This is a genomic window from Desulfosarcina sp., assembly GCF_046496365.1.
In the GTDB taxonomy this organism is placed as follows: domain Bacteria; phylum Desulfobacterota; class Desulfobacteria; order Desulfobacterales; family Desulfosarcinaceae; genus Desulfosarcina.
In genome coordinates this window covers 18,140-43,791 of the sequence record NZ_JAWOHB010000132.1, presented here as the reverse complement: position 1 = coordinate 43,791, position 25,652 = coordinate 18,140, and the positions used below count along the sequence as shown (strand labels likewise).

At 55.1% G+C, this 25,652-nt stretch carries 19 protein-coding genes and 1 tRNA gene; 13 read left to right on the top strand and 7 right to left on the bottom strand.

Going from position 1 to position 25,652, the window contains the following annotated elements; all coding sequences use genetic code 11:
* The 3 genes from R6V78_RS12145 to hisS all read right to left on the bottom strand — a co-directional run.
* Positions 1 to 350 (bottom strand): pantoate--beta-alanine ligase (locus tag R6V78_RS12145; protein ID WP_410289624.1); only part of this gene is annotated, 350 nt, incomplete at its 3' end.
* Between the two features lie 227 nt (positions 351 to 577).
* Positions 578 to 2,389, bottom strand: coding sequence for an aspartate--tRNA ligase (gene aspS / locus R6V78_RS12140; RefSeq protein WP_410289623.1), 1,812 nt, complete (start codon positions 2,387 to 2,389; stop codon positions 578 to 580).
* 40 nt (positions 2,390 to 2,429) lie between these two features.
* Positions 2,430 to 3,710: a histidine--tRNA ligase gene (hisS, locus tag R6V78_RS12135; RefSeq protein WP_410289622.1), complete on the bottom strand. Its 1,281-nt coding sequence runs from the start codon at positions 3,708 to 3,710 to the stop codon at positions 2,430 to 2,432.
* A 367-nt stretch (positions 3,711 to 4,077) separates the two neighbouring features.
* On the opposite strand from hisS, the gene R6V78_RS12130 reads away from it, so the two are divergent.
* The 4 genes from R6V78_RS12130 (at position 4,078) to gcvT (ending at position 10,818) form a co-directional block, all read left to right on the top strand.
* Positions 4,078 to 5,772 (top strand): hydantoinase/oxoprolinase family protein, encoded by a 1,695-nt coding sequence (locus R6V78_RS12130; protein WP_410289621.1) that lies wholly within the window; start codon positions 4,078 to 4,080, stop codon positions 5,770 to 5,772.
* Positions 5,773 to 5,842: 70 nt separating this feature from the next.
* Positions 5,843 to 7,165 carry a histone deacetylase gene (locus tag R6V78_RS12125; protein ID WP_410289620.1) on the top strand — a complete coding sequence of 441 codons (1,323 nt, stop codon included), beginning with the start codon at positions 5,843 to 5,845 and terminating at the stop codon, positions 7,163 to 7,165.
* Between the two features lie 31 nt (positions 7,166 to 7,196).
* Positions 7,197 to 8,117 (top strand): EF-P lysine aminoacylase EpmA, encoded by a 921-nt coding sequence (gene epmA, locus R6V78_RS12120; protein ID WP_410289619.1) that lies wholly within the window; start codon positions 7,197 to 7,199, stop codon positions 8,115 to 8,117.
* A 46-nt stretch (positions 8,118 to 8,163) separates the two neighbouring features.
* Complete coding sequence (gene gcvT, locus R6V78_RS12115; protein ID WP_410289618.1) at positions 8,164 to 10,818, top strand: glycine cleavage system aminomethyltransferase GcvT; 2,655 nt, start codon at positions 8,164 to 8,166, stop codon at positions 10,816 to 10,818.
* A 77-nt stretch (positions 10,819 to 10,895) separates the two neighbouring features.
* Here the strand turns inward: gcvT and R6V78_RS12110 are convergent, their stop codons facing one another.
* From R6V78_RS12110 to aceK, 4 genes are all read right to left on the bottom strand, one after another.
* The gene (locus tag R6V78_RS12110) at positions 10,896 to 11,231 is read right to left on the bottom strand and encodes a hypothetical protein (protein WP_410289617.1); all 336 of its coding nucleotides are present in this window, start codon (positions 11,229 to 11,231) and stop codon (positions 10,896 to 10,898) included.
* A gap of 298 nt (positions 11,232 to 11,529) precedes the next feature.
* The gene (gene aceA / locus R6V78_RS12105) at positions 11,530 to 12,870 is read right to left on the bottom strand and encodes an isocitrate lyase (RefSeq protein ID WP_410289616.1); all 1,341 of its coding nucleotides are present in this window, start codon (positions 12,868 to 12,870) and stop codon (positions 11,530 to 11,532) included.
* 112 nt (positions 12,871 to 12,982) lie between these two features.
* The gene (gene aceB, locus R6V78_RS12100; protein WP_410289615.1) at positions 12,983 to 14,581 is read right to left on the bottom strand and encodes a malate synthase A; all 1,599 of its coding nucleotides are present in this window, start codon (positions 14,579 to 14,581) and stop codon (positions 12,983 to 12,985) included.
* Between the two features lie 36 nt (positions 14,582 to 14,617).
* Positions 14,618 to 16,342: a bifunctional isocitrate dehydrogenase kinase/phosphatase gene (gene aceK / locus R6V78_RS12095; RefSeq protein ID WP_410289614.1), complete on the bottom strand. Its 1,725-nt coding sequence runs from the start codon at positions 16,340 to 16,342 to the stop codon at positions 14,618 to 14,620.
* 248 nt (positions 16,343 to 16,590) lie between these two features.
* Between aceK and R6V78_RS12090 the strand changes: the two genes are divergently transcribed.
* The 9 genes from R6V78_RS12090 to R6V78_RS12050 all read left to right on the top strand — a co-directional run bounded on the left by R6V78_RS12090 (position 16,591) and on the right by R6V78_RS12050 (position 25,640).
* Positions 16,591 to 16,821 (top strand): hypothetical protein, encoded by a 231-nt coding sequence (locus tag R6V78_RS12090; RefSeq protein WP_410289613.1) that lies wholly within the window; start codon positions 16,591 to 16,593, stop codon positions 16,819 to 16,821.
* Positions 16,822 to 17,290: 469 nt separating this feature from the next.
* Complete coding sequence (locus R6V78_RS12085; protein ID WP_410289612.1) at positions 17,291 to 18,607, top strand: homoserine dehydrogenase; 1,317 nt, start codon at positions 17,291 to 17,293, stop codon at positions 18,605 to 18,607.
* A gap of 42 nt (positions 18,608 to 18,649) precedes the next feature.
* Positions 18,650 to 19,315, top strand: a complete 666-nt coding sequence (thrH, locus tag R6V78_RS12080; RefSeq protein ID WP_410289611.1) for a bifunctional phosphoserine phosphatase/homoserine phosphotransferase ThrH — start codon at positions 18,650 to 18,652, stop codon at positions 19,313 to 19,315.
* A gap of 17 nt (positions 19,316 to 19,332) precedes the next feature.
* Complete coding sequence (locus R6V78_RS12075) at positions 19,333 to 19,755, top strand: acyl-CoA thioesterase (protein WP_410289610.1); 423 nt, start codon at positions 19,333 to 19,335, stop codon at positions 19,753 to 19,755.
* Between the two features lie 3 nt (positions 19,756 to 19,758).
* A complete protein-coding gene (locus R6V78_RS12070; protein ID WP_410289609.1) occupies positions 19,759 to 20,073 on the top strand; it encodes a DUF167 domain-containing protein in 315 nt (104 codons plus the stop codon).
* Between the two features lie 231 nt (positions 20,074 to 20,304).
* Positions 20,305 to 20,381, top strand: a tRNA-Met gene (locus tag R6V78_RS12065).
* Between the two features lie 393 nt (positions 20,382 to 20,774).
* Positions 20,775 to 23,498: a PAS domain S-box protein gene (locus R6V78_RS12060; RefSeq protein WP_410289608.1), complete on the top strand. Its 2,724-nt coding sequence runs from the start codon at positions 20,775 to 20,777 to the stop codon at positions 23,496 to 23,498.
* Between the two features lie 499 nt (positions 23,499 to 23,997).
* Positions 23,998 to 25,041: a DctP family TRAP transporter solute-binding subunit gene (locus R6V78_RS12055; RefSeq protein WP_410289607.1), complete on the top strand. Its 1,044-nt coding sequence runs from the start codon at positions 23,998 to 24,000 to the stop codon at positions 25,039 to 25,041.
* 62 nt (positions 25,042 to 25,103) lie between these two features.
* Positions 25,104 to 25,640 (top strand): TRAP transporter small permease, encoded by a 537-nt coding sequence (locus R6V78_RS12050; RefSeq protein ID WP_410289606.1) that lies wholly within the window; start codon positions 25,104 to 25,106, stop codon positions 25,638 to 25,640.
* Positions 25,641 to 25,652 lie beyond the last annotated feature (12 nt).

Genomic DNA, 25,652 nt, shown 5'->3' with positions numbered 1-25,652 from the left:
CACAGGCCTTCGCTGACTTGTTCCACCAGCACATAGGTGGAATAGTCCCGAGGATACATGTCGGCGCCTGTGGGCGCATAGATGGTGTTTATCCCTGCCGCCTGCAGGCTGGCAAGATCATCCTCGAACGGACGCGGATATTGATTAAAATCCTCGTGGGGCGCGAACTGCGTGGGATTGACAAAAATACTGGCAACTCCCAGGTCATTGTCTCGTACAGCCGCCTCGACCAGGCTTATGTGTCCGGCATGCAGCGCCCCCATGGTCGGCACAAACCCAATGGTTTTCTGCCGGCTCCGTTGCGCATCCGACCAGGCGCGCATCTTTTCGGGGCTTTCAATAAGGTTCATTCGTAACAATGCTCCTGTGCCATAAATGCTCCTGAAGCATGGATGAATATTGAACCCGGGTCAAGGCCGTCTTCTTCTCTTTGCGGCCGGTCGCACGTCACGAGTACCATCATGAGATAGTTGATGGTCGGGCAGGTGTCAAGGATTGTCCCGCAGCCAAACAAAACACCCGAAGGGGCAGTCATCTTCGGGTGGTGGAAACGGTAATGCTTGTTTCGGAATCGATCTCAGCCGGCGCGGTTCTCTTGGGTTCCGGCCGCCGTGAGCTGAATCCTCAGGGAAAGTTCGTCCAGTTGGGCTTTGGCCGCCCCAGACGGGGCATTGGTGAGCAGGCAGGCGGCCCGCTGGGTTTTGGGAAAAGCAATGACGTCGCGGATGGATGACTCGCCGCACAGCAGCATCACCAGGCGGTCAAAGCCGAAGGCGATACCCCCGTGGGGCGGAGCCCCGGACTCCAGGGCCTCCAACAGAAAACCGAATTTCTCCCTGTAGGCCCCCGGCTCCATGCCCAGAGCAGAAAAGACCCGCTGCTGAAGTTCCATGTCGTGGATACGGATGCTGCCGCCGCCGACCTCGAATCCGTTGAGCACCAGATCGTAGGCCCTTGAGCAAACGGTCAAAGGAGCGCTTTCCAGGCGGTCGTAGTCCTCCTCCAGGGGGGCGGTGAACGGGTGGTGCAGGGCCTGATAGCGTTTTTCAACGTCGTCATATTCGAACATGGGGAAGTGGGTGACCCATACAAAGCTAAATCGGCTGTCGTCGATCAGTCCCAGTCGCCTGCCCAGGTGGTTGCGCAGATGCCCGAGGGCTTCATTGGTGACCCTGGGCTGATCGGCAACGAAAAAGACCAGGTCTCCGGGGGCCATGCCGATGCGTTCGGTCAGCTTGTCTTTTTCCTCGTCAGTGAAGAACTTGGCGATGGGGGACTGCCAGGCGTCCGCGCGCACTTTGATCCAGGCCAGGCCCCTGGCTCTGTAAACGGCGACGAAAGCGGTCAGATCGTCGATCTCCTTGCGTGAAAAATCGATGCAGCCCTTGGCGTTCAGGGCTTTGACGATACCTCCGTTTTTTACCACACTGGAAAAGACCTTGAAGCCGGAGTCTTTCACGATGTCTGAAATGTCATTTAGTTCCAGAGCGAAGCGGGTGTCAGGCTTGTCCAGGCCATAGCGGGCCATTGCCTCGGTGTAGGTCAGTCGGGGAAAGGGGCAAGACAGCGGCAGACCCATGACCTCCTTGAACAGGCTGGCCATCATTCCCTCGCTGATGGCCATGAGATCTTCCTCGCCGACGAAGGACATTTCCATATCGATCTGGGTGAACTCCGGTTGCCGGTCGGCCCGCAGATCTTCGTCCCGGAAGCAGCGCACGATCTGATAATAGCGATCGAACCCGGAGATCATGAGCAGCTGCTTGAACAGCTGGGGTGACTGGGGCAGGGCATAAAACTGGCCGGGGTTGACACGACTGGGAACCAGATAGTCCCGGGCGCCTTCGGGGGTACTTTTGGTGAGCACCGGGGTTTCGATGTCCAGGAACCCGTTGTCGTTGAGAAAACGCCGCACCGCTGCGCCGGCCTTGTGTCGGATGATGAGGTTGTGCTGAAGTGCAGGACGCCGCAGATCCAGGTAGCGCTTTTTCAACCGGAGGGGTTCGGAGACCTCCACGTTGTCCTCGATCATGAATGGCGGCGTTGTGGCCGGATTGAGTATTTTCAATTCATCCACCAGCACTTCGATTTCGCCGGTGGGCAGTTTGGCGTTGATCATGCCGTCGGGCCTGGGTTCGACCCGACCGCGGACGCCCAGGACGAATTCGCTTCGAATGGCATGGGCCTTGGCATGGACATCCGGATTGATCTCCGGGTTGAAGACCACCTGGGTAATGCCTTCACGGTCACGAAGGTCGATGAAAATGACGCCGCCGTGATCCCGCCGCCGCAGGACCCAGCCCATCAGCGTCACTTCTTCGCCCATGTTCCGGGGAGTCAGGGCGTTGCAGTGATGGGTTCTTCTCATGTCGCCGAGGATGTCAGCCAATGGAATGCTCCTTTCAAAAAATGATAACCGCCGGACCGCCTCAGCGGGCGCCTGGTTTGCAGAATGTTTCAATCAACGCAGCTACGATCGCCTTCACGGGAATCTCACGCTGGGTCTGGGCGGCCATGTCCCGCAAAACCACCGCACCCGCATCCAGCTCACTTTGCCCTATAATAAGCACCTGATCGGCGCCTAAGCGGTTGGCCTGCTTCAGTTGGGCCTTCAAACTCTTGTCGCCGAAATCCATGCTGGCGCTGATGCCCGCGAGCCCCAGGGCGGTGGACCATCCGTAGGCAAGCTTCCTTGCCGGTTCACCCAGCGCGGCGATAAACAGGTCCGGTTTCCGAACCGCAGCCGGATTGTTCAGGGAGACGATTTCCGCCAGGCGGTCGAGGCCGATGGCAAAACCGATGGCCGGCGTTTCCGGTCCACCCAGGGAACCGACCAGTCCGTCATACCGACCACCACCGGCTACGGCGCTCTGGGCCCCCAGGGCGCCGGTCTGGATTTCGAAGGCGGTGCGCGTGTAATAGTCCAGGCCGCGAACCAGCTGCTTGTCCACCTTGAAAGGAACCCGTAGCTGGGTGAGCATGTCGGTGACCGTTGAGAAATGGCTGCGGCAGGCATCGCACAGATAGTCGAGGATGGACGGCGCGCTGCGCATGGTTTCCCTGCAGCCGGGAGCCTTGCAGTCCAGAACCCGCAAGGGGTTGCGGTCTTTCCTGCGCATGCAGTCGCTGCACAGGGAAGCGGCCGCAGCGGTCAGCATGTCGGCCAGGGCATCCTTGAACCGCGGCCGGCACGCAGGACAGCCTAAAGAGTTGATGTGGGCCGTGGTGTCGGTCACCTTAAGACGCTCGAACAGGGTGCGTAGCAGGAAAATCAGCTCCACATCCGCATAAGGGGCCTCAACGCCGAAGATCTCGGCATCGATCTGGTAGAACTGACGATAGCGGCCTTTCTGGGGCCTTTCGCGGCGGAACATGGGGCCGATGGTGTAGAATTTGCGGACCGGATCCTGGGCATACATTTTGTGTTGGATGTAGGACCGGCAGATGGATGCCGTGGCCTCCGGCCGCAGGGTCAGCAGATCACCTTTGCGGTCCCCAAAGGTGTACATCTCTTTTTCAACGATGTCCGTGTCCTCGCCGATGCTGCGTGCAAACAGCTCGGTTTTTTCAATGATGGGAATGCGGATTTCCCGGTAGCCGAAGTCCTCGAACAGGGCGACGGCGGTGCGCTCGATATGCTGCCACAGCTCGGTCTCACCGGGCAAAATGTCCTTGAACCCTCTGATCAATTGTATGCTGGGTCGGCTCATTAGTTGAATTAACCTTTCGGGAAGTCCCGCTGCCGATGGTAGCCATGCGCAAATGGCAGTTTTTGACCCGGGCCGGTGCGCTTTCACCGTTGATATCCCCGCGGTGCCGCGCATGCGTGTTGATAGCCGCCGCACCCTTGACCTGAAGTGAGATCCGCCGCTTGCGAATGATCCCCGGTTGCGTCTGCCGGCGAACGTTTATGCGTAAACACGAACGTCTATCCCAGTTATTCCTGCGGCGTCAACCTATTTTACGCCGGGACGCTGTTCGTCCCATGGAGCATGGTTGACAGGGGTGCTGATTTTGGATACCGTGAAACTTCTCTCCCTCGGCGGCGTCAACCAAACCACAAGTCAGGATGGCACCATGATCATCGGGTTGGATGTAGGCGGTACGCATACGGATGTTGTTCTTCTTGGGCGGGAGGGACTGGTGCGGCAGGTCAAGGTGCCCACCGACCCCTCGAACTTGTTTACCACGGTGCTCACGGGACTTGAAGCAATTACTGAGGGTGTCGACCCCGCCCGCATCCGTCGAGCCGTTCTTTCCACCACCCTGGCTACCAACCGCATCGTACAGGGCTGCATTCCTGAGGTGGGGATGATCGTCGCTGCCGGACCGGGAATGGATCCCGAACTGTTCCGAACCGGGTTGCATTACCACACCGTGGCGGGGGCCATCGACCACCGGGGACGGGAAATCACCCCCATCGATGAGGCCGCGGTGCTGACCGTGGCCGACGGGCTTTTAAAACAAGGTATCCGCTATGTCGGCGTGGTCTCCAAATTTTCCGTCAGAAACCCTGCTCACGAACTGGCCATCGGTGGTCTCATTGCCGATCGCTTCGAAAAGGTGTTCCTTGGCCACCGCATTTCGGGAAGCCTCAACTTCCCGCGCCGCATTGCCACCACGTTCCTCAACGCTGCGGTCTATCCCATCCACAAGGATTTTTTCGAGGCCGTGGTCAATTCGCTGGCCAAAAAAGGGCTCAATGTACCCATTCGCATTCTCAAACCCGATGGCGGAAACATGCGCTTCGACGCCTCGATCGACCATCCGGCCCAGACCATCCTTTCCGGACCGGCGGCCAGCGTCATGGGGTCTGTGGCCTTTGCACCCAAAGATGAAGCGTGTTTGGTGCTGGATATCGGCGGCACCACCACGGACATGGCGGTGCTGGTCAACGGGGTGCCGCTGCTGGACCCCATGGGCATCACTATCGGGGACCACAAGACCCTGATCCGCTCCCTGGAAACCGTTTCCATCGGTGTCGGTGGTGACAGCGCCGTTCGGGTGGCGGACGGGAAAATCCATATCGGTCCCGATCGGCTGGGTTTAGCGATGGCCTACGGCGGACCGGTGCCCACCCCCACGGACGCCATTTTTCTTCTGGGTATGGGTGACGGCGGCGACCTGGAGAAAGCCCGTGAAGGCATCCAGCGTGTGGCCGATGCACTGGGAACGGATCTCCAGGATGCGGCCAATCGGATCTTTGAGCAGGCCTGCCGCACGATTCTGGATGAAGCCGCAGCCATGGTCGACCGGATCAACGCCAAACCGGTGTATACGGTCCACGAATTGTGGGAAGGCCATCGCCTGCAGCCCATGCTTATTCTGGTTCTGGGTGGGCCGGCTCACTGGTTTGCCAAAGGTTTGGAGCGTTTGAGCAACAGCCGGGTGGCTGTGGTTCCCCGGTGGAAGGTGGCCAATGCCATCGGTGCGGGTCTGGCCCGCACCACTTGCGAGGTGATCCTCTTTGCCGATACCGAACGGGAAATCGCCACCTCGCCGGAGGAAAATTTCAGCACGGTGATTCCGTCAACCTACACCAAGGAAGATGCCATCGCCGCGGCCCTGGATCTGCTTCGCCAAAAGGCCATCGCCCGGGGTGCCAATCCCGAACACCTGGAACTGGAAGTCATCGAAGCCATGTCCTTTAACATGGTTCGCGGCTTTTACACCACCGGCAGGAACATACGGGTGACGGTCCAGGTCAAACCTGGATTGATCCATGGTTACGATCCCATCGCGGAAAAGATCATGGACAGCTCGTTTGTCTGACGATCTAAATACGTCCGGGGAGCGATATCCCCGTTTTCTAAAAAACGAATTTTAGGCATTGGAGCCCGGCATGCTGCGCGCCAGAAATAAAACCGGTTTGGTCTTCTTCCCCGCATTCGACTGGGCCATCAGTCCCACCCACCCGGAGCGTGAGGAGCGATTGCTGTACACGCAGGATCAGGTTTTCGAGGAGGGCATCCTCGACATCGACGGCATCATCGAATACAAACCCGACGTGGTCACCAAAAAGGATGTTCAGCGGGTTCACTTTTGTGTGCCGGACCTGTGGGCAGTAATGACCGAGTCCCATTTCATCAGCGCCGGCGGGGCCAAGACCATCGCCATGGCCGTGATGGACAAGCAGGTTGAGCGCGGGTTTGCCCTGGTGCGACCGCCGGGGCATCATGCCAATCGGGTGGTCCACGGCGCCCGAGGGTTCTGTAACGTCAATATCGAAGCCATCATGGTCGAATTTGTCCGCCAGGCCTATGGAGTCAATCGGGTGGCCATCGTGGATACGGACTGTCACCACGGTGACGGCACCCAGGACATTTACTGGCATGATCCCGATACCCTGTTCATCTCCATCCACCAGGATGGCCGCACGCTTTATCCCGGCTCGGGTTTTTTAAGTGAACTGGGCGGTGCCAACGCCGTTGGAAGCACCATCAACATCCCCCTGCCGCCCCATACTTCCGGGGAAGGGATCCTGCATGTCATTCGTGAAGTGGTTTTGCCCATTCTCAAAGAATTCCAGCCGGAGATCGTGGTCAATTCCGCCGGACAGGACAACCATTACTCCGACCCCATCACCAATATGAATTTTTCCGCGCAGGGTTATGCGGAGCTCACCACCCTGCTGAAGCCCGACATCGCCGTGTTGGAAGGCGGTTATGCCATCGAAGGGGCGCTGCCCTACGTGAATGCCGGCATCATCCTGGCCATGGCCGGTATGGACTACAGCCACCTGAAGGAGCCCGACTTCGATCCCATCCGGATACGCCAGAGCCCGGAAGTGACCCGCTGGGTGCACAAGACCGGTGACAAGGTGCTTGAGAACTGGCGCCAGCGGCGGCATCTTGCAGAGATGTACCGGGGGGATAACCAGTTTATGAACCGGGAGCGTAACATTTACTACGACACGGACAACATCCATGAAACCCAGCAGGAGACCCTCCGGGTCTGCGACGCTTGCGGTGGTGCCCTGAAAATCGATTCCACCGCCAGGGGGATGAAACATATCCTGGCTGTACACATTCCACGAAAATCCTGCCAGACCTGCCTGAAGCAGGGCTACGCGTGGTACGAAGAGGCCGAAACGGCCAAGTACGACAAGGTTTATCTTCAGGATCGGTCCGCCGATGTAATCAAAGAAAAAACCGGTCCATCATAGCACCCATCAATTCAATGACCGATGTGATCGCATGTATTTTTCGCCACAATCCGCCATTCGATCCAACCTGGAACGACGGGCCCGCATCATCGCGCATGTGCGCGACTTTTTCAGTGCCGGAGGGTTTCTGGAAATAGAGACGCCCCTGCGTATTCCCGCACCGGCACCCGAGGCGCACATCGATGCTCAGGAATCGGGAGACTGGTTTTTGCAGACATCGCCGGAGCTTTGCATGAAGCGGCTGCTGGCATCCGGCTACGAGAAAATATTCCAGATCTGCCGCTGTTTCCGCAAAGGGGAGCGTGGGAGCCGTCACCTGCCGGAAATGACCCTTCTGGAATGGTATGCAGCGGGCTTTAATTACCGCGACCTGATGCGTCAGTGCGAAGAATTGATCTGTTTTCTGGCCGGGAAAATGGGCATCGGCAGCCTGCTTGTATACCAGGGACAGACGGTCGACCTGACGCCGCCCTGGGATCGGCTGACGGTGAACGAGGCATTCCAGCGCTACGGTAGGATGTCTGCCCGGCAGGCACTGGAACGGGATTGTTTCGATGAGATCATGGGCCTTGACATCGAACCCCAACTCGGATTGGAACGGCCATTGTTGCTGTATGACTATCCGGCGGCCTGTGGCGCTCTGGCCCGTCTCAAACCGGCCGACCGGTCGCTGGCAGAACGTTTCGAACTTTATATTGCCGGCATGGAACTGTGCAACGCCTTCACGGAACTTACCGATCCTTCAGAGCAGCGTATTCGCTTTGAATCCGAAAACCGTTTGCGCAGGTCCAACGGGAAATCCGCCTATCCGATCGCCGAACCGTTTCTCCAGGCCCTGAACAGCATCCCGCCGGCTGCCGGCAACGCCCTGGGCCTCGATCGGCTGGTGATGCTTTTTACCGATGCGGCGCTCATCGATGAGGTGGTGGCGTTTGTGCCGGAATCACTTTGACGCGGACCCGTTCACCAACCTGGAAATTCTTCCGAGGAGAAAAGACATGACCGAACTCAAACGCACGGTTTTATATGACTGCCACGTCAAGTCAGGGGCCCAGATGGTGCCCTTCGGCGGCTGGGACATGCCGGTGATGTACGGCACGGGCATTCTGGCCGAGCACCTGGCCACCCGCAGAAGCGCCGGTCTGTTCGATGTCTCTCACATGGGTCGCTTCGTGTTTCGGGGTTCCCGGGCCCTCGAATTTCTGCAATATGCCTTGACCAATAACGCTGCGGCACTGGACAGTGTGGACAAAGGCGCCCAATATACCCTCATACCCACCCCAGCCGGCACCGCGGTGGACGATGCCTATCTCTATCGCTTCGTGGAGGACGAATATCTGCTGGTGGTCAATGCCGGGAACCGGGACAAGGATTGGCGGCATTTCCAGACCTTGCTCAAGGGGTTCGATCGGGTGGAACTTATCGACCGCAGCGGCGAAATGGCCATGCTGTCGCTTCAGGGACCTTTATCCCGATCGATGGTGTCCGACGTCATTGAGGCCGGACGATTGCCGGAGCCGGCGAGAAACGCCCTGAGTACAGTCACGATAGCCGGTGCCGCAGTTCTGCTGGCCCGCACCGGGTACACCGGGGAACCCTTGGGATTCGAGCTTTTCATCCCGGCGGATGCAGCAGCCGAAATCTGGGAGGTGTTGGTTGACAAGGGTGCCACCCCCGTCGGGTTGGGTGCCCGGGACACCCTGCGGCTGGAGGCAGGCCTGCCCCTTTACGGCCACGAACTGGGTATGGACCCCGACGGTGCGGAAATCCCCATTTTTGCCTGCCCACTGGCTAAATTCGGGGTCAGTTTTTCACCACTAAAGGGTGATTTTGTGGGGCGCCAGGCCCTGGTACGCCAGCATGACGCCTTTCAGAAAATTCTATTCAGGGATTTTTCAGCTCTGGGTGATCTGCCCCGGATCATCCGCCCGTTGGCGCTTGCCGACCGCGGCATTGCCCGGCAGGGAGCCAGGGTGTACAAAGACGGTCAGGATGTGGGTACCATCACCAGCGGAACCATGGTACCTTACTGGGAAGTCGAAGGCGAGGGAGTGTATGCCGGTCCGAGCGACAACACCCGCCGGCGTTCCATCTGCCTGGCCTACCTGGACAGCGATGTTCTGGACCAGGATGCGTTACGCGTGGAAATCCGTGGCAAGGAGGTTTCCGCCGTGGCAGTTCCTTACCATATGCGCAGTGAATCCCCGCCCTATACCCGCCCGATCACCTTTGACCATGGACGCGCCGCGAAGGTCATTGAATCGGATAATTCCCGATCAGACGCCCTGCGGCTGCTGAATATGGCCACGGAAAACCACCGTTGGCGGCAGCAGGCGTGCATCAACCTGATTCCCTCGGAAATGACGGCTTCGCCCCTGGTGCGTCTGCTCTCGATTTCGGATCCATCCTTCCGCTACGCCGAGCACCGCAAGCTCAAGGCCTACTACGATGCCGAGGTGTTTTATTACCAGGGATGCGATTTTATCGATGCGGTCGAGGCAATGCTGGTCGAGGAGCTGAAGCGTTATTTCGGCTGTGCCGAGGTGGAGACTCGGGTCATCAGCGGCCAGATGGCCAACACGGCTGTGTACAGTGCCATGCTGGATTATGTCAACCGTGCCGACCGCAAGCGTGAGCCCCGGCGGATGCGTTACGTGATGAACAATCATATCGGCAAAGGTGGTCACCTCAGTGCGCAGCCCATGGGCGCCCTCAGGGATTTCGTGGCCCGTGACCCTGCAACCGAACGGCCGGCGGTGGTCAATTTCCCGGTGCTGACTGAAAACCCCTTTCGCATTGATGTGCCGGCCATGCTGAAACGCATCGACCAGTACCGTCCGGAACTGATTATCTTCGGTAAAAGCATGGTGATCTGCAAGGAACCGGTCCGGCAGGTGCGTGCTTTTCTGGACCAGCAGGGTATCGACGCGGTGGTGATGTACGACATGGCCCATGTGTTGGGACTGGTTGGGCCGCATTTTCAGGACCCGTTCAGCGAAGGGGCGGACCTGGTTACCGGCTCCACCCACAAAACTTTTTTCGGGACGCAGCGGGGGGTGGTGGCCGGCGGCTATACGGAAACCGATGCAGGTTACCCCCTTTGGGAGGCCATTGAACGGCGAACGTTTCCCGGATCGGTCTCCAATCACCATCTGGGCACGATGGTGGGGCTGCTGATGGCCGTTTATGAGATGAATCACTTCAAAGATGACTACCAGCGTGCGGTCATTGCCAATGCCAAGGTCTTTGCCCGGGCATTGAACGACTGCGGCCTTGATGTGGCCGGAGATCCGCAGATCGGCTACACGGAAACGCATCAGGTGCTGGTCGATGTCGGTTACGCCAAGGGGCCGCAGATTGCCCGACGCTTAGAAGCCAACAACATTATCTGCAATTACCAGGCGGGGCCCGCGGACGAAAGTTTCTCGGCCTCAGGCATGCTTCGCATGGGGGTGTCGGAGATGACCCGCTTCGGTATGCAGGCCCAAGGATTTCAGCAGCTGGCGCAATTGATACGTGATGTTGTCATGGAGGACAAGCGGGTCAAGGAAGAAGTGTCGCGCCTGCGACAGCAATTTCTTGAGTTGAGGTATTGTTTCAACACCGATGTGTTCGCTGACCAGATCAGACAGATGATGGAGATGCTGATATAGGCCGATTGCTGTGCCCAAAGAAAAAAGCAGACTTTATCGGGCTGTTTTTTTTGGGCACAGCAACCCGAAAGATGAAACTATTTTCCGGTCAGTTTCAAAGATATTCCCGATTTAGTCTTGCGGACGGTGAACTGATTACCTGCCGAAAAACCCATTTCGTCAATCATTGTCTTTGGAATCACAACACTTCCCCGTTTACTAACCAACACTTCTTTACTTGGATTCGCTTTTGCTTTTCCACGTCCGGTTTTGATTTCCGGCGCTTTTCCGGCCTTCATCAATGCTTCCAGATAGTGTGCCCTCAATTGCGCCGCGGTATTGAATTTAAATACTTTCATGATCTCTTGCTGATGGATTCCGGTTTCGACCATGTTAATTAACTTGGGACCATCGATTTTCTTTTTAGCCGGCATTAGAATCTCCTTTTTTAATGAATGCTGGTGAAATTTAAAAAGTCACTTCTGAATATAACTCCGATTAAATTGTTTTAAAAAAATATGCTGTATTTATGCATATGTTTGACATAAATACGTTGCGATAATCAACCTTTTTTTTAAAAAAAGAATTAAAAAGATATCATGTCGAGTCCGAATAAAAGCGCCATCGAATTCAACTTCCTGCCCTGCATCCATCGACGCAAATCTCCACATGCGCCGACGGATCGGCCTGGGTGACGAACTGAAATCCGGCGCCACCTTGTGGACCGGTTCGCTATTTAAACTGCGCTTCCTCGGTACTACCGGACATGGCACCTACAGAAGATGCGCCAGCGCTGATCGTGTCTATCAGGCGGTCAAAATAGCCGGCTCCTACGAATTTTTGGTGGGTGGTGGCCATATAGCCGTCCTCCCTGCCGAATCTGAACTCCTCTTCCTGAAACCGGGAGTAGGCCTGCATGCCGGTTTTGCGGTAGTTCACGGCCAGGTCGAACATGCCTAAATTAAGGGCATGGAATCCGGCCAGGGTGACGAACTGGAACTTGTAGCCCATGGCACCCAGTTCCTGTTGAAAGGTTGCAATGGTGGCATCATCCAGGTTGGCTTTCCAGTTGAACGACGGCGAGCAGTTGTAGGCCAGCAGTTTGTCGGGGTACTGCCGGTGGATGCCTTCGGCAAACCGTCTGGCCTGGGCCAGATCCGGTTTGGATGTTTCACACCAGACCATGTCAGCGTACGGGGCGTAAGCCAGGCCGCGCGCAATGGCCGCTTCGACACCGTTTCTTACATAGTGGAAGCCCTCGCTGGAGCGAGGCTGGTCGAGTATGAAGGGCCGGTCACGCGGGTCGATGTCGCTGGTGACCAGTCTGGCGGCATCCGCATCCGTTCTGGCCACGAGGATGGTCGGAACCCCGCACACATCGGCGGCCAGTCTGGCTGCCGCCAGTTTCGCCACCGCCTCTTGGGTGGGAACCAGCACCTTGCCGCCCATGTGGCCGCACTTCTTGGCCGATGATAGCTGGTCTTCGAAGTGCACCCCTGCGGCACCGGCTTCGATCATCTGCTTCATCAATTCGAAGGCGTTGAGGGGGCCGCCGAAACCGGCTTCGGCATCGGCAACGATGGGGGCGAACCAGTAGGGGCCATTTTTGCGTCCATCCAGCACCTGAATCTGGTCAGCCCTGCGCAGGGCGTTGTTGATGCGCCTGACAACCGCCGGCACGCTGTTTGACGGGTAGAGGCTCTGGTCCGGATACATTTCTCCGGCCAGGTTGGCGTCGGCAGCCACCTGCCATCCGCTCAGGTAAATTGCCTTGAGACCCGCCTCCACCTGCTGGACCGCCTGATTGCCCGTCAGCGCACCCAGCGCCGGAACGTAGTCCTCGTGGTTGATCAGGTACCAGAGGCGTTTGGCGCCGATGGCGGCAAAGGTGTAGGCAATGGTCAGGTTGCCGCGCAGCTTGAGCACCTCTTCGGCCGAATAAGGGCGTACAATTCCCTTCCAGCGGGGATCATTGGCCCAGTGGGCCTCCAGTTCTTCGCGTTCCTCGGCTACCACTTCGTGACATGTCAGCCGTTGGCAGATTTCTTCGGCCTTCTCTTCAATGGTTTTCATTTTGTCTCCCCGGATAAGTACCGTTTTAAATGGGTAATTTAAATTCCTATCTGAATCGGGTGGTTTTTTCGCTTGGATAAAGTGTTGCTTTAAAAATGAGCTGTATATAGTCCTAACCCACCAGGTGGTTATAGGCAGCCAGGGTCAGAAATTCGGCCAGGCTGTCGGCGGTGACGATTTCATCGAACAGGCTGCCGGCCTGTTCGTAATTGCCACGTTCAAAGCGTGTATCGCCAACCTCGGTCTTGATCGTTTCCAGCTCCGCTTTCAGCATCGAACTGAAAAGATCCCGGGTGACTTTACGCCCGTCGTCAAGCACCGCATCCGGGTGTTTGGTCCACTGCCACAGCTGGGTGCGCGAGATTTCAGCGGTGGCCGCGTCTTCCATGAGGTCGTATAGGGGCACGCAACCCAAGCCCGAGAGCCAGTTGGCCATGTACTGGATACCCACGCTGATGTTGGTGCGCATGCCCTGTTCGGTGATGGTGCCGGCCGGCAGCTTCAACAGGTCGGCCACCGTGACGTGAACGTCTTTTCTCAAGCGGTCGATCTGGTGGGGTGCGGGCATGGTCTTGTCGAACTCCTCCAAGGCAATGGGCACCAGACCCGGATGGGCAACCCAGGTCCCGTCGTGACCGTCGGTGGCTTCGCGGGTTTTGTCGGCCCGCACCTTATCCAGGGCCTGACGATTTTTTTCCGGGTCGTTCTTGATGGGAATCTGTGCGGCCATCCCGCCGATGGCATGGGCGCCGCGGCGGTGGCAGGTCTTGATGGCCAGCAGGGAGTAAGACCGCATGCAGTGGCGGGTCATGGTAATCTGGGCCCGATCCGGGAACAGGTACCCGGGAACATTCTTGAAGCGTTTGATGAAGCTGAAAATGTAATCCCAGCGCCCACAGTTGAGTCCGGCACTGTGATCCCTCAACTCGTAGAGAATTTCATCCATCTCGAAGGCAGCCAGAATGGTCTCGATGAGAACTGTGGCTTTAATGGTGCCTGTGGGGATGTTCAGCGCGTTCTGAGCGGCGATAAAGACGTCGTTCCACAGCCTTGCCTCAAGGTGGCTTTCCAGCTTGGGCAGGTAGAAATAGGGGCCGCTGCCGCTGTCCAGAAGGGTTCTGGCGTTGTGAAAGAAAAATAGACCGAAGTCGAACAGGCTGGCTGAGACGGGTTGTCCGTCCACCTGGACATGCTTTTCCACCAGGTGCCAGCCGCGCGGGCGGACAAGGAGTGTGGCGGTCCGGTTGTCGAGGCGGTAGGTCTTGTCCGGGCTTTCAAATTCGATGGTCCGGTTGACGGCATCGCGCAGGTTGATCTGGCCGTCGATGGTGTTCGTCCACGTAGGGCTGTGGCTGTCTTCGAAGTCGGCCATAAATGTTTTCGCGCCGGAATTGAGCGCGTTGATGACCATTTTGCGATCCACCGGGCCGGTGATCTCCACCCGCCGGTCGGAAAGGTCGCCGGGCACCGGGGCCACGTGCCAGTCGCCCTCGCGGATATGCCTGGTTTCCGGGAGAAAATCCGGCAGATTGCCGGCGTCAATGTCGGCCTGGACCTGCCCCCGGCGGGTCATCAGTTCGCGGCGGCGGCCTTCGAACCGGCGGGCCAGCGTGCGCACAAATGCCAGTGCTTCGGGGGTGAGGATGCGACTGAATGCGTCGGTGACCGGCGCATGGACGGTGATCCCTTCTGAAATAGGGGCGGTGTTCATCTGATTCCTCCTTGTAATCCCATGGTGACGCGATGGTTAATGGCCCAACTGGTACCGGGGGTGATAAGGCCGGATGTGGCGGATATGCCCTGAACGAATTTCATCCTGAACCGCTATCCAGAAGGCCGGTGTCAGCAGATCCGCGTGATGGTGCAAAAACAGATCCCGGTGGTTTGTGGAGAGCCCGAGAAAACGTGCAAATTCTTCGGGAAAAACGTCGTTTTCATCCACTGCATACCAGGGTTCATCGGCCATCTCCTCCAGGTATGTTCTGGCCTGGGGGATTTTCCTGAATCGGCACTCGGTCAGCGGTACGATTTCGTCGTAATCATAAAAAACAACCCGACCGTGGCGGGTGACGCCGAAGTTTTTCAGCAGCATGTCGCCGGGAAAGATGTTGCCGAAGGCGAGGTCCTTGATGGCGGCACCGAAGTCCACCACCGCCGATGCAGCTTTCTCAGCGGTCTCCTGCAGCAGGTAGATGTCCAGCGGTTTGACCCTGCGCTCCAGATAGGCATGGTCGATGATCACCTGATCGTTCTCAAGGTGAACCGTTTGTCCGGCATCGGCCGTGAGCGCAGTGAGCAGATCGTCGGAAAACCAGCAGCAGTCGAAGGAAAGGTGCTCAAAGGAATGGGCTTCGATGAGCCGCCCGACGCGATAATGCTTGAATACAAAGTCATACTGCGCAACGACCCGATGGCGGGTGATCTTCTTGGGATTGTCGAAGCGGTCCCGGATAAGCTTGACCACCATGTCATGACCGGCCATGTCAAACACCACCATGACCATGCCGCGTTTGCCCGATGATATGCGAAAGCGTTCGTCGGTGCATTGGGCCGTGTGCTTGCAGACATCCCGATAAAGTATGGTTTTACCGTGTTTGAAGTGCCCGATGGCGGAGTAGATCTCTGCTTCGGGTTTGGCCGGCATGATGGATTTGAGAAAATCGACCAGTTCGGCGGGTTTTTCCAGCTGCACGTGAAAGGCCGAGCGGGTGTATGAAAAAACAATGCTAACCCCGTCCGAGTCCAGCAAAAGGGCGTCCACCACCACACCTGCATGTGCATGCAAAAGTGCCATGACCAGCGGAATAAGCTGCCTGTCCGCGATGATGCGTCCAATGAGATAGGCGCCCTGACCCCGATAGAAGATGTGGCCGAGCATTTCGATACGAACCGGGCGGTTGTGATCGCACCCGTCCCCGAGACGGTTTTCAACCCTTTCCACGATCCTGGGCAACACGCTTTTCAACGCCGCGGTGTTGAGTCGGATCTCCCCGTAATCGGATATGATTTTTCGGAGCACCCCTTCAATGGGACCATTCAACGGGTAGGTCCTCACAACCGATTCGGTTGGAGGCGGCCGAAGCGGTGCGGAGTCATCGGGGACGAACTCAATGTGGCGGTTTACGCCGACGGTGTCGAAGATGCGCCGGGTGACCGAATTGAAAAAGGTTTCAGCCAGTTCCCGGTCGGCCCTTCCGGCGATGCGGGTAGAATAATCCGCCTTGGCGGCGGCCCATAGCTCCTCCTCATCGAAGCGTTCTTTCAGCAGGCCGCGGATGCTGGATTCGGATTGATCAACGGCTGCTGCGTACAGATTCAGCCTCTCGGTGGTGTCGACCTGGACCTGCGCCCACTGGCGGTTCATAAACCGCAAAGGGGCGAGCAGCGTGATGCGCTGAAAACGATCCTGATAGTCGTTGTACCGCTCATGAATGCAGGCCGAACAGCGTTGAGCAAGTTGTCCGATGGTCATTTGGCCACCTTGTGGCAGGTAAGCATTGGAAATAAAATATCCGATTACGGGCGGGAATGCAAATGTCCTGTGACAATGGCCAGCGGCGTTCGCCCGGGCGATTCCAACGGGTGGGGACCCTACCGTCCCCAAGGGCCGAAAGCGACCGGGATTCGGGGCAGCCGGCAAATCGATGCCGTTGATGGACTTGATGTTGGTTGCCGGCACCCCCCAGGCCAGAACCAGCCACGGCCACGGCCACCACCTAAATGGCGCCGCGCTGGGAATTGACCGCAGCGAAGGTTGCGTCGTCGGTGGTGGTGGTGATTCGGCCCCCGTCCAACCCGTCGATGGTGGCCGCATCACAAAGGAAGAACACCTTAGGCCGGTGCTGCCCGTTTTATCACGCGGTCTCAGCGCATGCGGGCCTGGCCGTTCTGTTTGGCTGGCAGATAACTTTTGGCGGTCTCGCCCAGGCCAATGCGCTGCTGATTATTTGATGGGTGCCGGCTTACACAGATGGTTCTCTTCCATTGCCACCCGACCGCAGCCATTGCACACGTATTTCATCGCCGCCAGCTTGTCCTTGCAGACGTGCTTTGGTTCTACATCTGGCGTGCCGCAGAAACTGCACTTTTCTTTGTCATTGCATGGATTGCACAGATGTCCCGGGGATTTCGCCACTGCTCCGCAGTTCTTGCATGTATAGACCATAATTTAACTCCTTACTTGAAAACGGTTGATGGATTAACAAAAATGATGCCTGATTCGATATTGTCAAACAGGCCCGGCATTCTTGCAGCCAAGAGGCCTATGGGGCTGGAAATTTCAGGGCCGACGACTTTTCTGTGTGGGCGCGAAGTCTCTTTTCTGTTGACTTTCAGACCGTTGTCATAAGACATTGCCGAATTAATTATAACTACTTGCGGTGTTTTATGAACACCAATACGGTTCAGGAACAGATAACCGATGAAACAGGTTAACATTGCCATTTTAGGATGCGGAACAGTGGGGACGGGTGTGGCCCGCCTGCTGCTGGAAAATGGGGATATCATCCGGGACCGCATTGGATGTGTGCTCAATCTTAAATATGTGGCTGACATCGACACCCACAAAGATCGCGGCCTCGGCCTGCAACCCGGGGTGATGATCTCTGATGCGGCCGCGGCCATCGCCGATCCCACGGTGGATATCGTCGTGGAGACCATCGGTGGGGAAGGGATTGCGAAAAAGCTGATCCTTGAGGCCATCGACATGGATAAACACGTGGTGACCGCCAACAAGGCCCTGCTGGCCAAGCACGGCAATGCAATCATCGCCGCCGCCGTTGCGCGTGGCGTGGACTTGGCCTACGAGGCCAGCGTTGGCGGCTGCATGCCCATCATCAAAACGATCAGAGAATCTCTGGTGGGCAATCGGATCAGCGCCATGACCGGCATTCTCAACGGAACCTGCAATTACATCCTGTCCAAGATTACCGACGAGGGCCTGGTTTTCGAAACTGCCCTGGCCGAAGCCCAGGCCAAGGGCTATGCCGAAGCCGATCCGACCCTGGATGTCGAGGGGCAGGACGCGGCCCACAAATTGGCCATTCTCTCGGCCCTTGCTTTCGGCATGCGGATTAATTTTGATGATGTATACATCGAGGGTATCTCAAGAATAACTCCCATGGACATCGAGTTCGCCGCCCAGTTCGGCTACCGCATCAAACTGCTGGCCATTGCCAAGTTTGACGGGCAGGCGGTGGAGGCCCGGGTTCATCCCACCATGATCCCGTTCGACAATATGCTCTCCAATGTCAACGGCACACTCAATGCCATCAGCGTATCTGCCGATGCGGTGGGCGATATCCTGCTCTACGGTCACGGAGCGGGCATGATGCCCACTGCCAGCGCCGTAGTGTCCGACATCGTGGATATTGCCAGAAACCTGGCTTCAGACGGCGCCGGGCGGGTGCCGATCATGGGCTTTCAAGCGGATAAGATCCGGGCCATTGCCGTGATGCCCATGGACGATATCGTAACCAACTATTACTTCCGGTTCGATGCCATGGACCGGCCCGGTGTACTGGCCGCCATCGCCGGCATCCTTGGTAAATGTGCCATCAGCCTGAAATTTGTTCACCAGAAGGGAAGGAAAACCAACGGGTCTGTGCCGGTGGTCATGCTGACCCACCATGCCAGGGAGGCGGATGTGATTCGGGCGTTGTCCGAAATCGGAGCCCTGGATGTGGTCGCAGGCACGCCCATGCTGATCCGCATTGAAGACGAAGACGGCCAGGATTAGGAAGACGATCCCAGCCATGGCCCCAAACTAGTAAGAGGTGACATGTACTTAATCTGCTCAGACCTGGAAGGCGTTTTCGTTCCGGAAATATGGATCAACGTCGCCGAGCGTACAGGCATTGAAGGGCTTCGTCTCACCACCCGGGATGTCTCCGATTATGATGTGCTGATGAAGCAGCGCCTGTCCATACTCAAGGCCAACGGCCTCAAGCTGAAGGATATCACCGATGTCATCGCCACCATGGACCCGCTGCCGGGCGCCCTGCAGTTTCTGGACTGGCTGCGGGCCCTTACCCAGGTGATCATCGTTTCCGATACCTTTGTAGAGTTCGCCCGACCGCTGATGGCCAAGCTCGGCTGGCCGACGCTCTTGTGCCACGGTCTGACGATTGACGCCGGGGGCGCCATCGCCGGCTACAACCTGCGGCAGGCCGACGGTAAGCGCAAGGTGGTGCAGGCCTTTAAAGGTCTGGAATACCAGGTGCTGGCTATGGGCGACTCCTACAATGATATCAACATGCTCAAGGAGGCCCACCAGGGAATCCTTTTCCGCCCCCCGCAGCCTGTGATCGATGAATATCCCCAGTTTCCCGTGGCGACAGCCTACGACGAACTCAAGGTGATTTTTGAAAACATCCTGACGGCAGATCGAGGGGTTGGTGAGTTGAGGGATGGTAGATCAACTGAAATTCATTCATTTCAGATTTGAGCGTTAACCCCGGAACCATGAATCAAGTTTCCAAAATTCTATCCCACCGTACCGCCTACCGGGTGATTTACGGCGACACCGATACCATGGGTGTGGTCTACCACGCCAATTACCTGCGTTGGTTTGAGATCGGCCGGACCGAACTGTTCCGTCATCTGGGACTGCCTTACCGGGAGATCGAAGCGCGGGGCCTCATGCTGCCCGTCTCCGAGGTCAAATGCAAGTACGTCAACCCGGCGCGCTACGATGACGTGGTCTTTATCGAAGCCACGCTGAACACCGGCTTTCGTGCCGGCATGCAGTTCGATTACGCCATCACCAGCCAGGACGGTGCTGTGGTCCACACGACGGGATATACCCGGCACGCATTTATCAACGCCCAGGGCAAGGTTGTCCGCCCGCCCTCTTTCATCCGTGATCTGATCAGCGAAAGCAGTTGATCCATGCCCATATTAATCCAGGACAAACCCGATGGACTGATTTTTAAAATTCGTGTCCAGCCCCGATCCTCCAGAAACCGGGTTGCCGGCCTTTACGGCGACGCGCTGAAGATCAATCTCACCGCACCACCGGTGGACAATGCCGCCAACAAAGCCTGCGGAGAATTCCTGGCGGATTTACTCTCTGTGGCCAACTCAGCGGTGACGGTCGTCTCCGGGAACACCGGCCGGAACAAACGGGTCATGGTGCGATGTCAAGACCAGGGTGCGCAACGGGAGTCCATCCGAAAGGCGATCATGTCCTGGGCAGACCGTTAATGCCTGTTTGCCAGGCAAGGCTGCAGTACGCAGGCAGTGGGTCAACGTTCCGAGTATTTGTCGGAGCGGCGTCCAGCCCAACATGAACCCCTTTTTCGTATTTGTCCCCAACCGGATGCAATCCCTGGCCATTTCCATGGCGATCTTGGGCGAAACTCGAAATTTAAGTTTTCTCCCAATCCGTTGTTGACAATTCAAGGCGATTCTCTTATTATACGTTTTTAAATCTGATGCGGGGTGGAGCAGTCTGGTAGCTCGTCGGGCTCATAACCCGAAGGTCACAGGTTCGAATCCTGTCCCCGCTACCATAAATTAAATCAGGCACTTACAAGAAAATGTGGGTGCCTTTATTATTGCTTTGAATTGGGCGTACCCACCACTATACCCACCAAGGGGTAAATAAAACAGGGTAAATCGGTCGAACTATTTTCCCGATTCCTGTGAGACTGATACGACTTATCATTACGCATTTAACATCTCCCCTGTGGACAGGGGGGAGACTTTCAACATCAAATACCTTCCTTATCACTTGGTTCGTGCAATTCTCTGAAACTTGAATAATTTGAAACCGATCTCGTAGAGGATGCAGCCATTATCCTTGATATCTGCCTGATGTTAAAGATGATGCAAGTATCCTTGAGTTGAAGGAATCGGAAAGTAGAAAATATGCCAGGCGAGGTTTCCTGGACTTTAGGAGCTATATGTCTGCAAAACCGACCTATGAAGAAATGGAGCAGCGCGTTCGGGGTGATATCACGGATCTGAAGCGGACAGAGGGGGAGTTGGCCCAAATTTTTGCTATGTCTCTGGACATGATCTGCATCGCCGATATCAACACGGCGACCTTCATCAAAGTCAATCCAGCATTTACGGAGATACTTGGATATGTTGAGGAAGAGCTTTTGAGCAGACCGTTTTTCGATTTCATTCACCCTGATGACATCGATGTGACCCGTACCGTAATTAATCAAACGTTGCACAAGGGTGCCAAAGTCATCTACTTCGAAAACCGTTACCGGTGCAAGGATGGAAGCTATAAATGGTTAAGTTGGGTTTCTCATCCGAATCTTGAAAAAGGAGATACCTATTCAGTTGCGCGTGACGTCACTGAACGCAAACAGGCCGAAAGGAAACTGCTGGAGAGTGAACGGATCATGCAACAGATAATAAAGCACGATCCAAACGCAATTGCCGTTTATGACCGGAACTTGAGATATATCGCAGTCAGCGACCGTTACCTTCAAGATTATAATGTGGCGGATAAGAACATAGTGGGCAAACATCACTATGAAGTCTTTCCAGAAATGCCGCAACGGTGGAAAGATATACATCAACGCGTTCTTGAAGGCGCTACAGAACGCAACGATGACGACCATTTTAAACGCCCGGATGGGTCAACTACCTACAACCGATGGGAATGTCGGCCTTGGTATACGGCCAACGGTTCCATTGGTGGTATGATCACCTATACAGAAGTAACAACAGAACGGAAGCTGGCCGAAAAAGAATTAATTCAATCCAGATCTCATCTGCGCACATTGGTGAACAGCATTCCGGATTTGGTCTGGTTAAAGGATCAAGAGGGCATTTACCTCAGCTGTAACCCGGTATTTGAACGGTTTTTCGGTGCAAAAGAATCTGAAATTATCGGTAAAACAGACTACGATTTTGTGGATAAGGATCTTGCGGATTCTTTTCGTACTTATGACCGCGTAGCAATGAAGGCCCGCCGGCCAAGTAAAAACGAAGAAGAACTCACTTTCGCCGCGAGTGGATTCAGTGGGTTGTTTGAAACCATCAAAACGCCGATGCATGATTCTGACGGCAGCATTATCGGTGTGCTCGGCATTGCCCGAGATATTACCGAGCGGAAAAAATCGGAAAGTGAGCTTATTAACCAGAAACGACTTTTTGAAACCATGTTCAATACGATACCCGATGGCGTAGTTATAACCAACACGCAGCGTGAAATTCAGTTGGCAAATAAGGGCATGGGATCCACATTCGGCTACAAACCGGAAGCGTTGCTGGGTAAATCCACCCAAATTCTTTACGCCAGCCAAAGTGGATATATCGAAACCGGAACTTCCGTGTTCGAAAATAAGTCTATAAATCCTGAAAATTTATATGTCACCCGCTATCGGGATAAAAGCGGAAGAGAGTTTTCCGGTGAGACATTCGGGGCAAAACTTTTTGATGAGAGCGGCCAATGGATCGGCAATCTGGGGATCATGCGCGATATAACCGAACGCGAGCAAGCTGCAATGCGCATTCAGCAAGCCCAGAAAATTGAATCCATTGGCAGTCTTGCCGGTGGCATCGCCCACGATTTCAATAATCTTTTGTTCCCCATCGTCGGCCTGGCTGAACTGCTGATGGAAGACCTTGCACCTGACAGTCAGGAGCATGAAAATGCTGAAGAAATATACAACGCCGGCAAAAGAGGCAGTGATCTTGTGAAACAAATTCTTGCTTTCAGCCGCCAATCTGAACACAAGAAGATACCGGTTCGGGTTCAGCAGGTGTTAAAGGAGGTGCTCAAGCTTTGTCGCGCAACGATTCCTGCGAATATCGAAATTACCCGAAACATTTCAAGCGACTGCGGCATGGTAATGGCGGACCCGACACAAATTCATCAGATTGCTATGAATCTGATCACCAACGCCTACCATGCCGTGGAGCCAACGGGCGGAAAAATATCCGTTCAGTTAAGGGCGATAGAGATAGATCGTGACGAGTCAGCGCACAGCCTGCTCCGGCCCGGTCAATATGTCATGCTGTCCGTCTCCGACACGGGATGCGGTATCGACCCAAAAATAGTGGACAAGATTTTCGATCCATATTTTACCACCAAGGGGCAAGGCAAGGGAACTGGTCTCGGGCTTTCTGTGGTTCATGGAATCGTCAAACAATACAATGGCGATATCAAAGTGTACAGTGAAGCAGGAATAGGGACAACCATCAACGTATACCTGCCTCTGATGGAAAAATCGCCTGAAGCCGTATCGCTGGAAAAGGTCTCAAGCATATTTGCAGGCGATGAACGCATTCTGTTGGTTGACGACGAAGAACCGATAATGCGACTTGAAAAACAAATCCTTGAACGTCTCGGTTATCAAGTAACTTCACGAATAAGCAGCGTTGACGCATTGGAAGCCTTCAAAGCAAATCCGGATGCCTATGATTTGGTTATTACGGACATGACGATGCCGAACATGACTGGAGATCAATTTGCTCGCAAACTCTTGTCAATCAGACCAGACATGCCGGTCATCATTCTCACGGGATTCAGTGAACGGATCAGCCAGGAAAATGCCGCAGATTTTGGAATAAAGGGCTTGCTGATGAAACCAATTGTCAAATCCGAATTGGCCAAGATGATTCGACAGGTGCTTGATGAGGCCAAAGGAAAAACTCAACCATGATTGTCCTATTCATGAATCTAATTAACTTCGTTGAGTAAACCTTACCAATGCAAAGCGCAATAGACTACACAAGATGTGGGTGCTTGCCCTGAAAAAAGGGCCCAGGAGACCAATGGTGCTCATATTGGCCTTGTCGATACCTTTTATTCACTGCTATCAAAGAGCGAATCCAACAATTAATGGAAGATCTTGGATCGGTTTTTCTTGAAACAACCCAGCAGCCGATACGGTTTCCACCAATTTTCTGTTGCAACAAATTTCTTGTTGACTTATATTGTTTTTGCACTTCACAGGGGGGGATGATACAAAAATCCTTCGTAGACCTCTTCTCTCAGGCCTCCACTTGGTAGCCGTCCGTTCCTATCCCCTGTATAAAGAATAGTTTCCGCAATACGATTGTCTTAAAAGGCGAAGTACTGTTTTTTTGTACTCCCATATTGTGATGAGGAAACAATTTTTCCTTGAGGATCTACCGAACCCTTTCAGAAAGGATATACGTATGTTTAAAAAAACCAGCGTTTTACTAACTGTCTTGGCAATTTTTTTCATGGCTGCAAATGTGCTTTATGCTGCGCCCAAAGTGATCAAAATAGCGCATTTAAACCCCCAGACCCCCTTCGATGTCGCGACGGCCGCGGTCGCTGCGGTATTAAAAAATGAGTTGGAAGCCAGAACGGGTGGTCAGATCACCGTTGAAATTTATCCTAATGGCACGCTGGGCAATGAGCGTGAAACGATGGAACAGGTAAAAGCGGGCATCACTCAGAGCTATATTGCTTCGGTTGGAGGCATTGCACCATTTTATCCTTTGATTGATATCACCAGCATGCCGTTTGCCTATAATTCCTATGAAGTCGGCTGTGCCCTGTTTGATGGTTCTTTCGGCAAAGAACTTGCCGAAGATATTCGAACAAAAACAGGAATGCGCGTCCTCGCCTTCATTCCCCAGGGATTTTTCGAGCTCACCAATTCAAAGCGTCCGATCAAGACGCCCGAAGACATGAAAGGGCTGAAAATAAGGACGATGAACAACCCCCTGCACATGGAATTCATGAATACCCTTGGCGCTGCAGCCACCCCGGTGGCCTGGGCGGAAACCTACACCGCGCTTCAGATGGGTGTTGTTGATGGTCAGCATAACCCGATCACGGTTATCAACCTGGGCAAAATTTATGAAGTGCAAAAATATATGACTCTGTCAAACCACATGGGCGGACTGTACGTTCTGGTGATCAACGATGCGTGGTTTAACCGGTTGACACCAGAAGAAAAAACCGCCGTTCAAGGGGCCGCTGATGTGGCCGCTATTGCAGGACGCGGGATTGACCGGTTGGTTACGGCCACTGAAAAAGGTTTACCGACCATTGCCGCAAAAATGGAAGTGTACACGCCCACACCCGAAGAAATAGAGAAATTCAGAGAAATCTCTATCCCCGCGGCGAAGAAATTTTTCGCCAGCTCCCTTGGGGAGCAGGGAACGCAGTGGATTGACAAATATCTGGCAGCCATTGAGGAGGCCAAAAAAAGCTTGATGATCAAGTAAGGAACAGAATGTAATCGTCATTTCCGTGGACCTTTCAAATTTGTTTTTGGATGATGAAAACAATGCAGACCCCTTCGATCGTTTCTGTCGCTCAAAAAGTGAGCAACTTGGTTGAGCGATTGGCGGCCTACCCCTGTATTGCGGCCATTGGCGCCATGACCTTTGTAGTGCTGCTCGGCGTACTTTTTCGCTACGTGCTGCGCATACCGCTTTCCTGGTCCGAGGAAGTTGCCCGGTATCTCATGATCTGGGCGGCTTCGCTTGCCATAAGCATCGGCGTCATGCGCAGAGAACATTTGGGTATTGACTATCTCATCACCCGACTACCCTATTCGGTGCAAAAATATACGGCGGTTCTGGTCAATCTTTTGGTGTTGTGGTTCCTGTGGGTCCTCACCAAATTTGGGTATTTCATGGCGATCGAGGGGAAGGCCCAGCTTTCTCCAATTCTCTCAAAATATGGGGTCAGCATGGTCTGGTCACTCTCGGCTATCCCGGTTGCCGGTGCGTTAGCGATGATCCAGACGGTCTTGCAGATAGTAGTCGATCTTTTTGCTAAAAAAGAAGGCCCCGATATCAAGGGCATGGTGGATATTTAATATAACTATAAG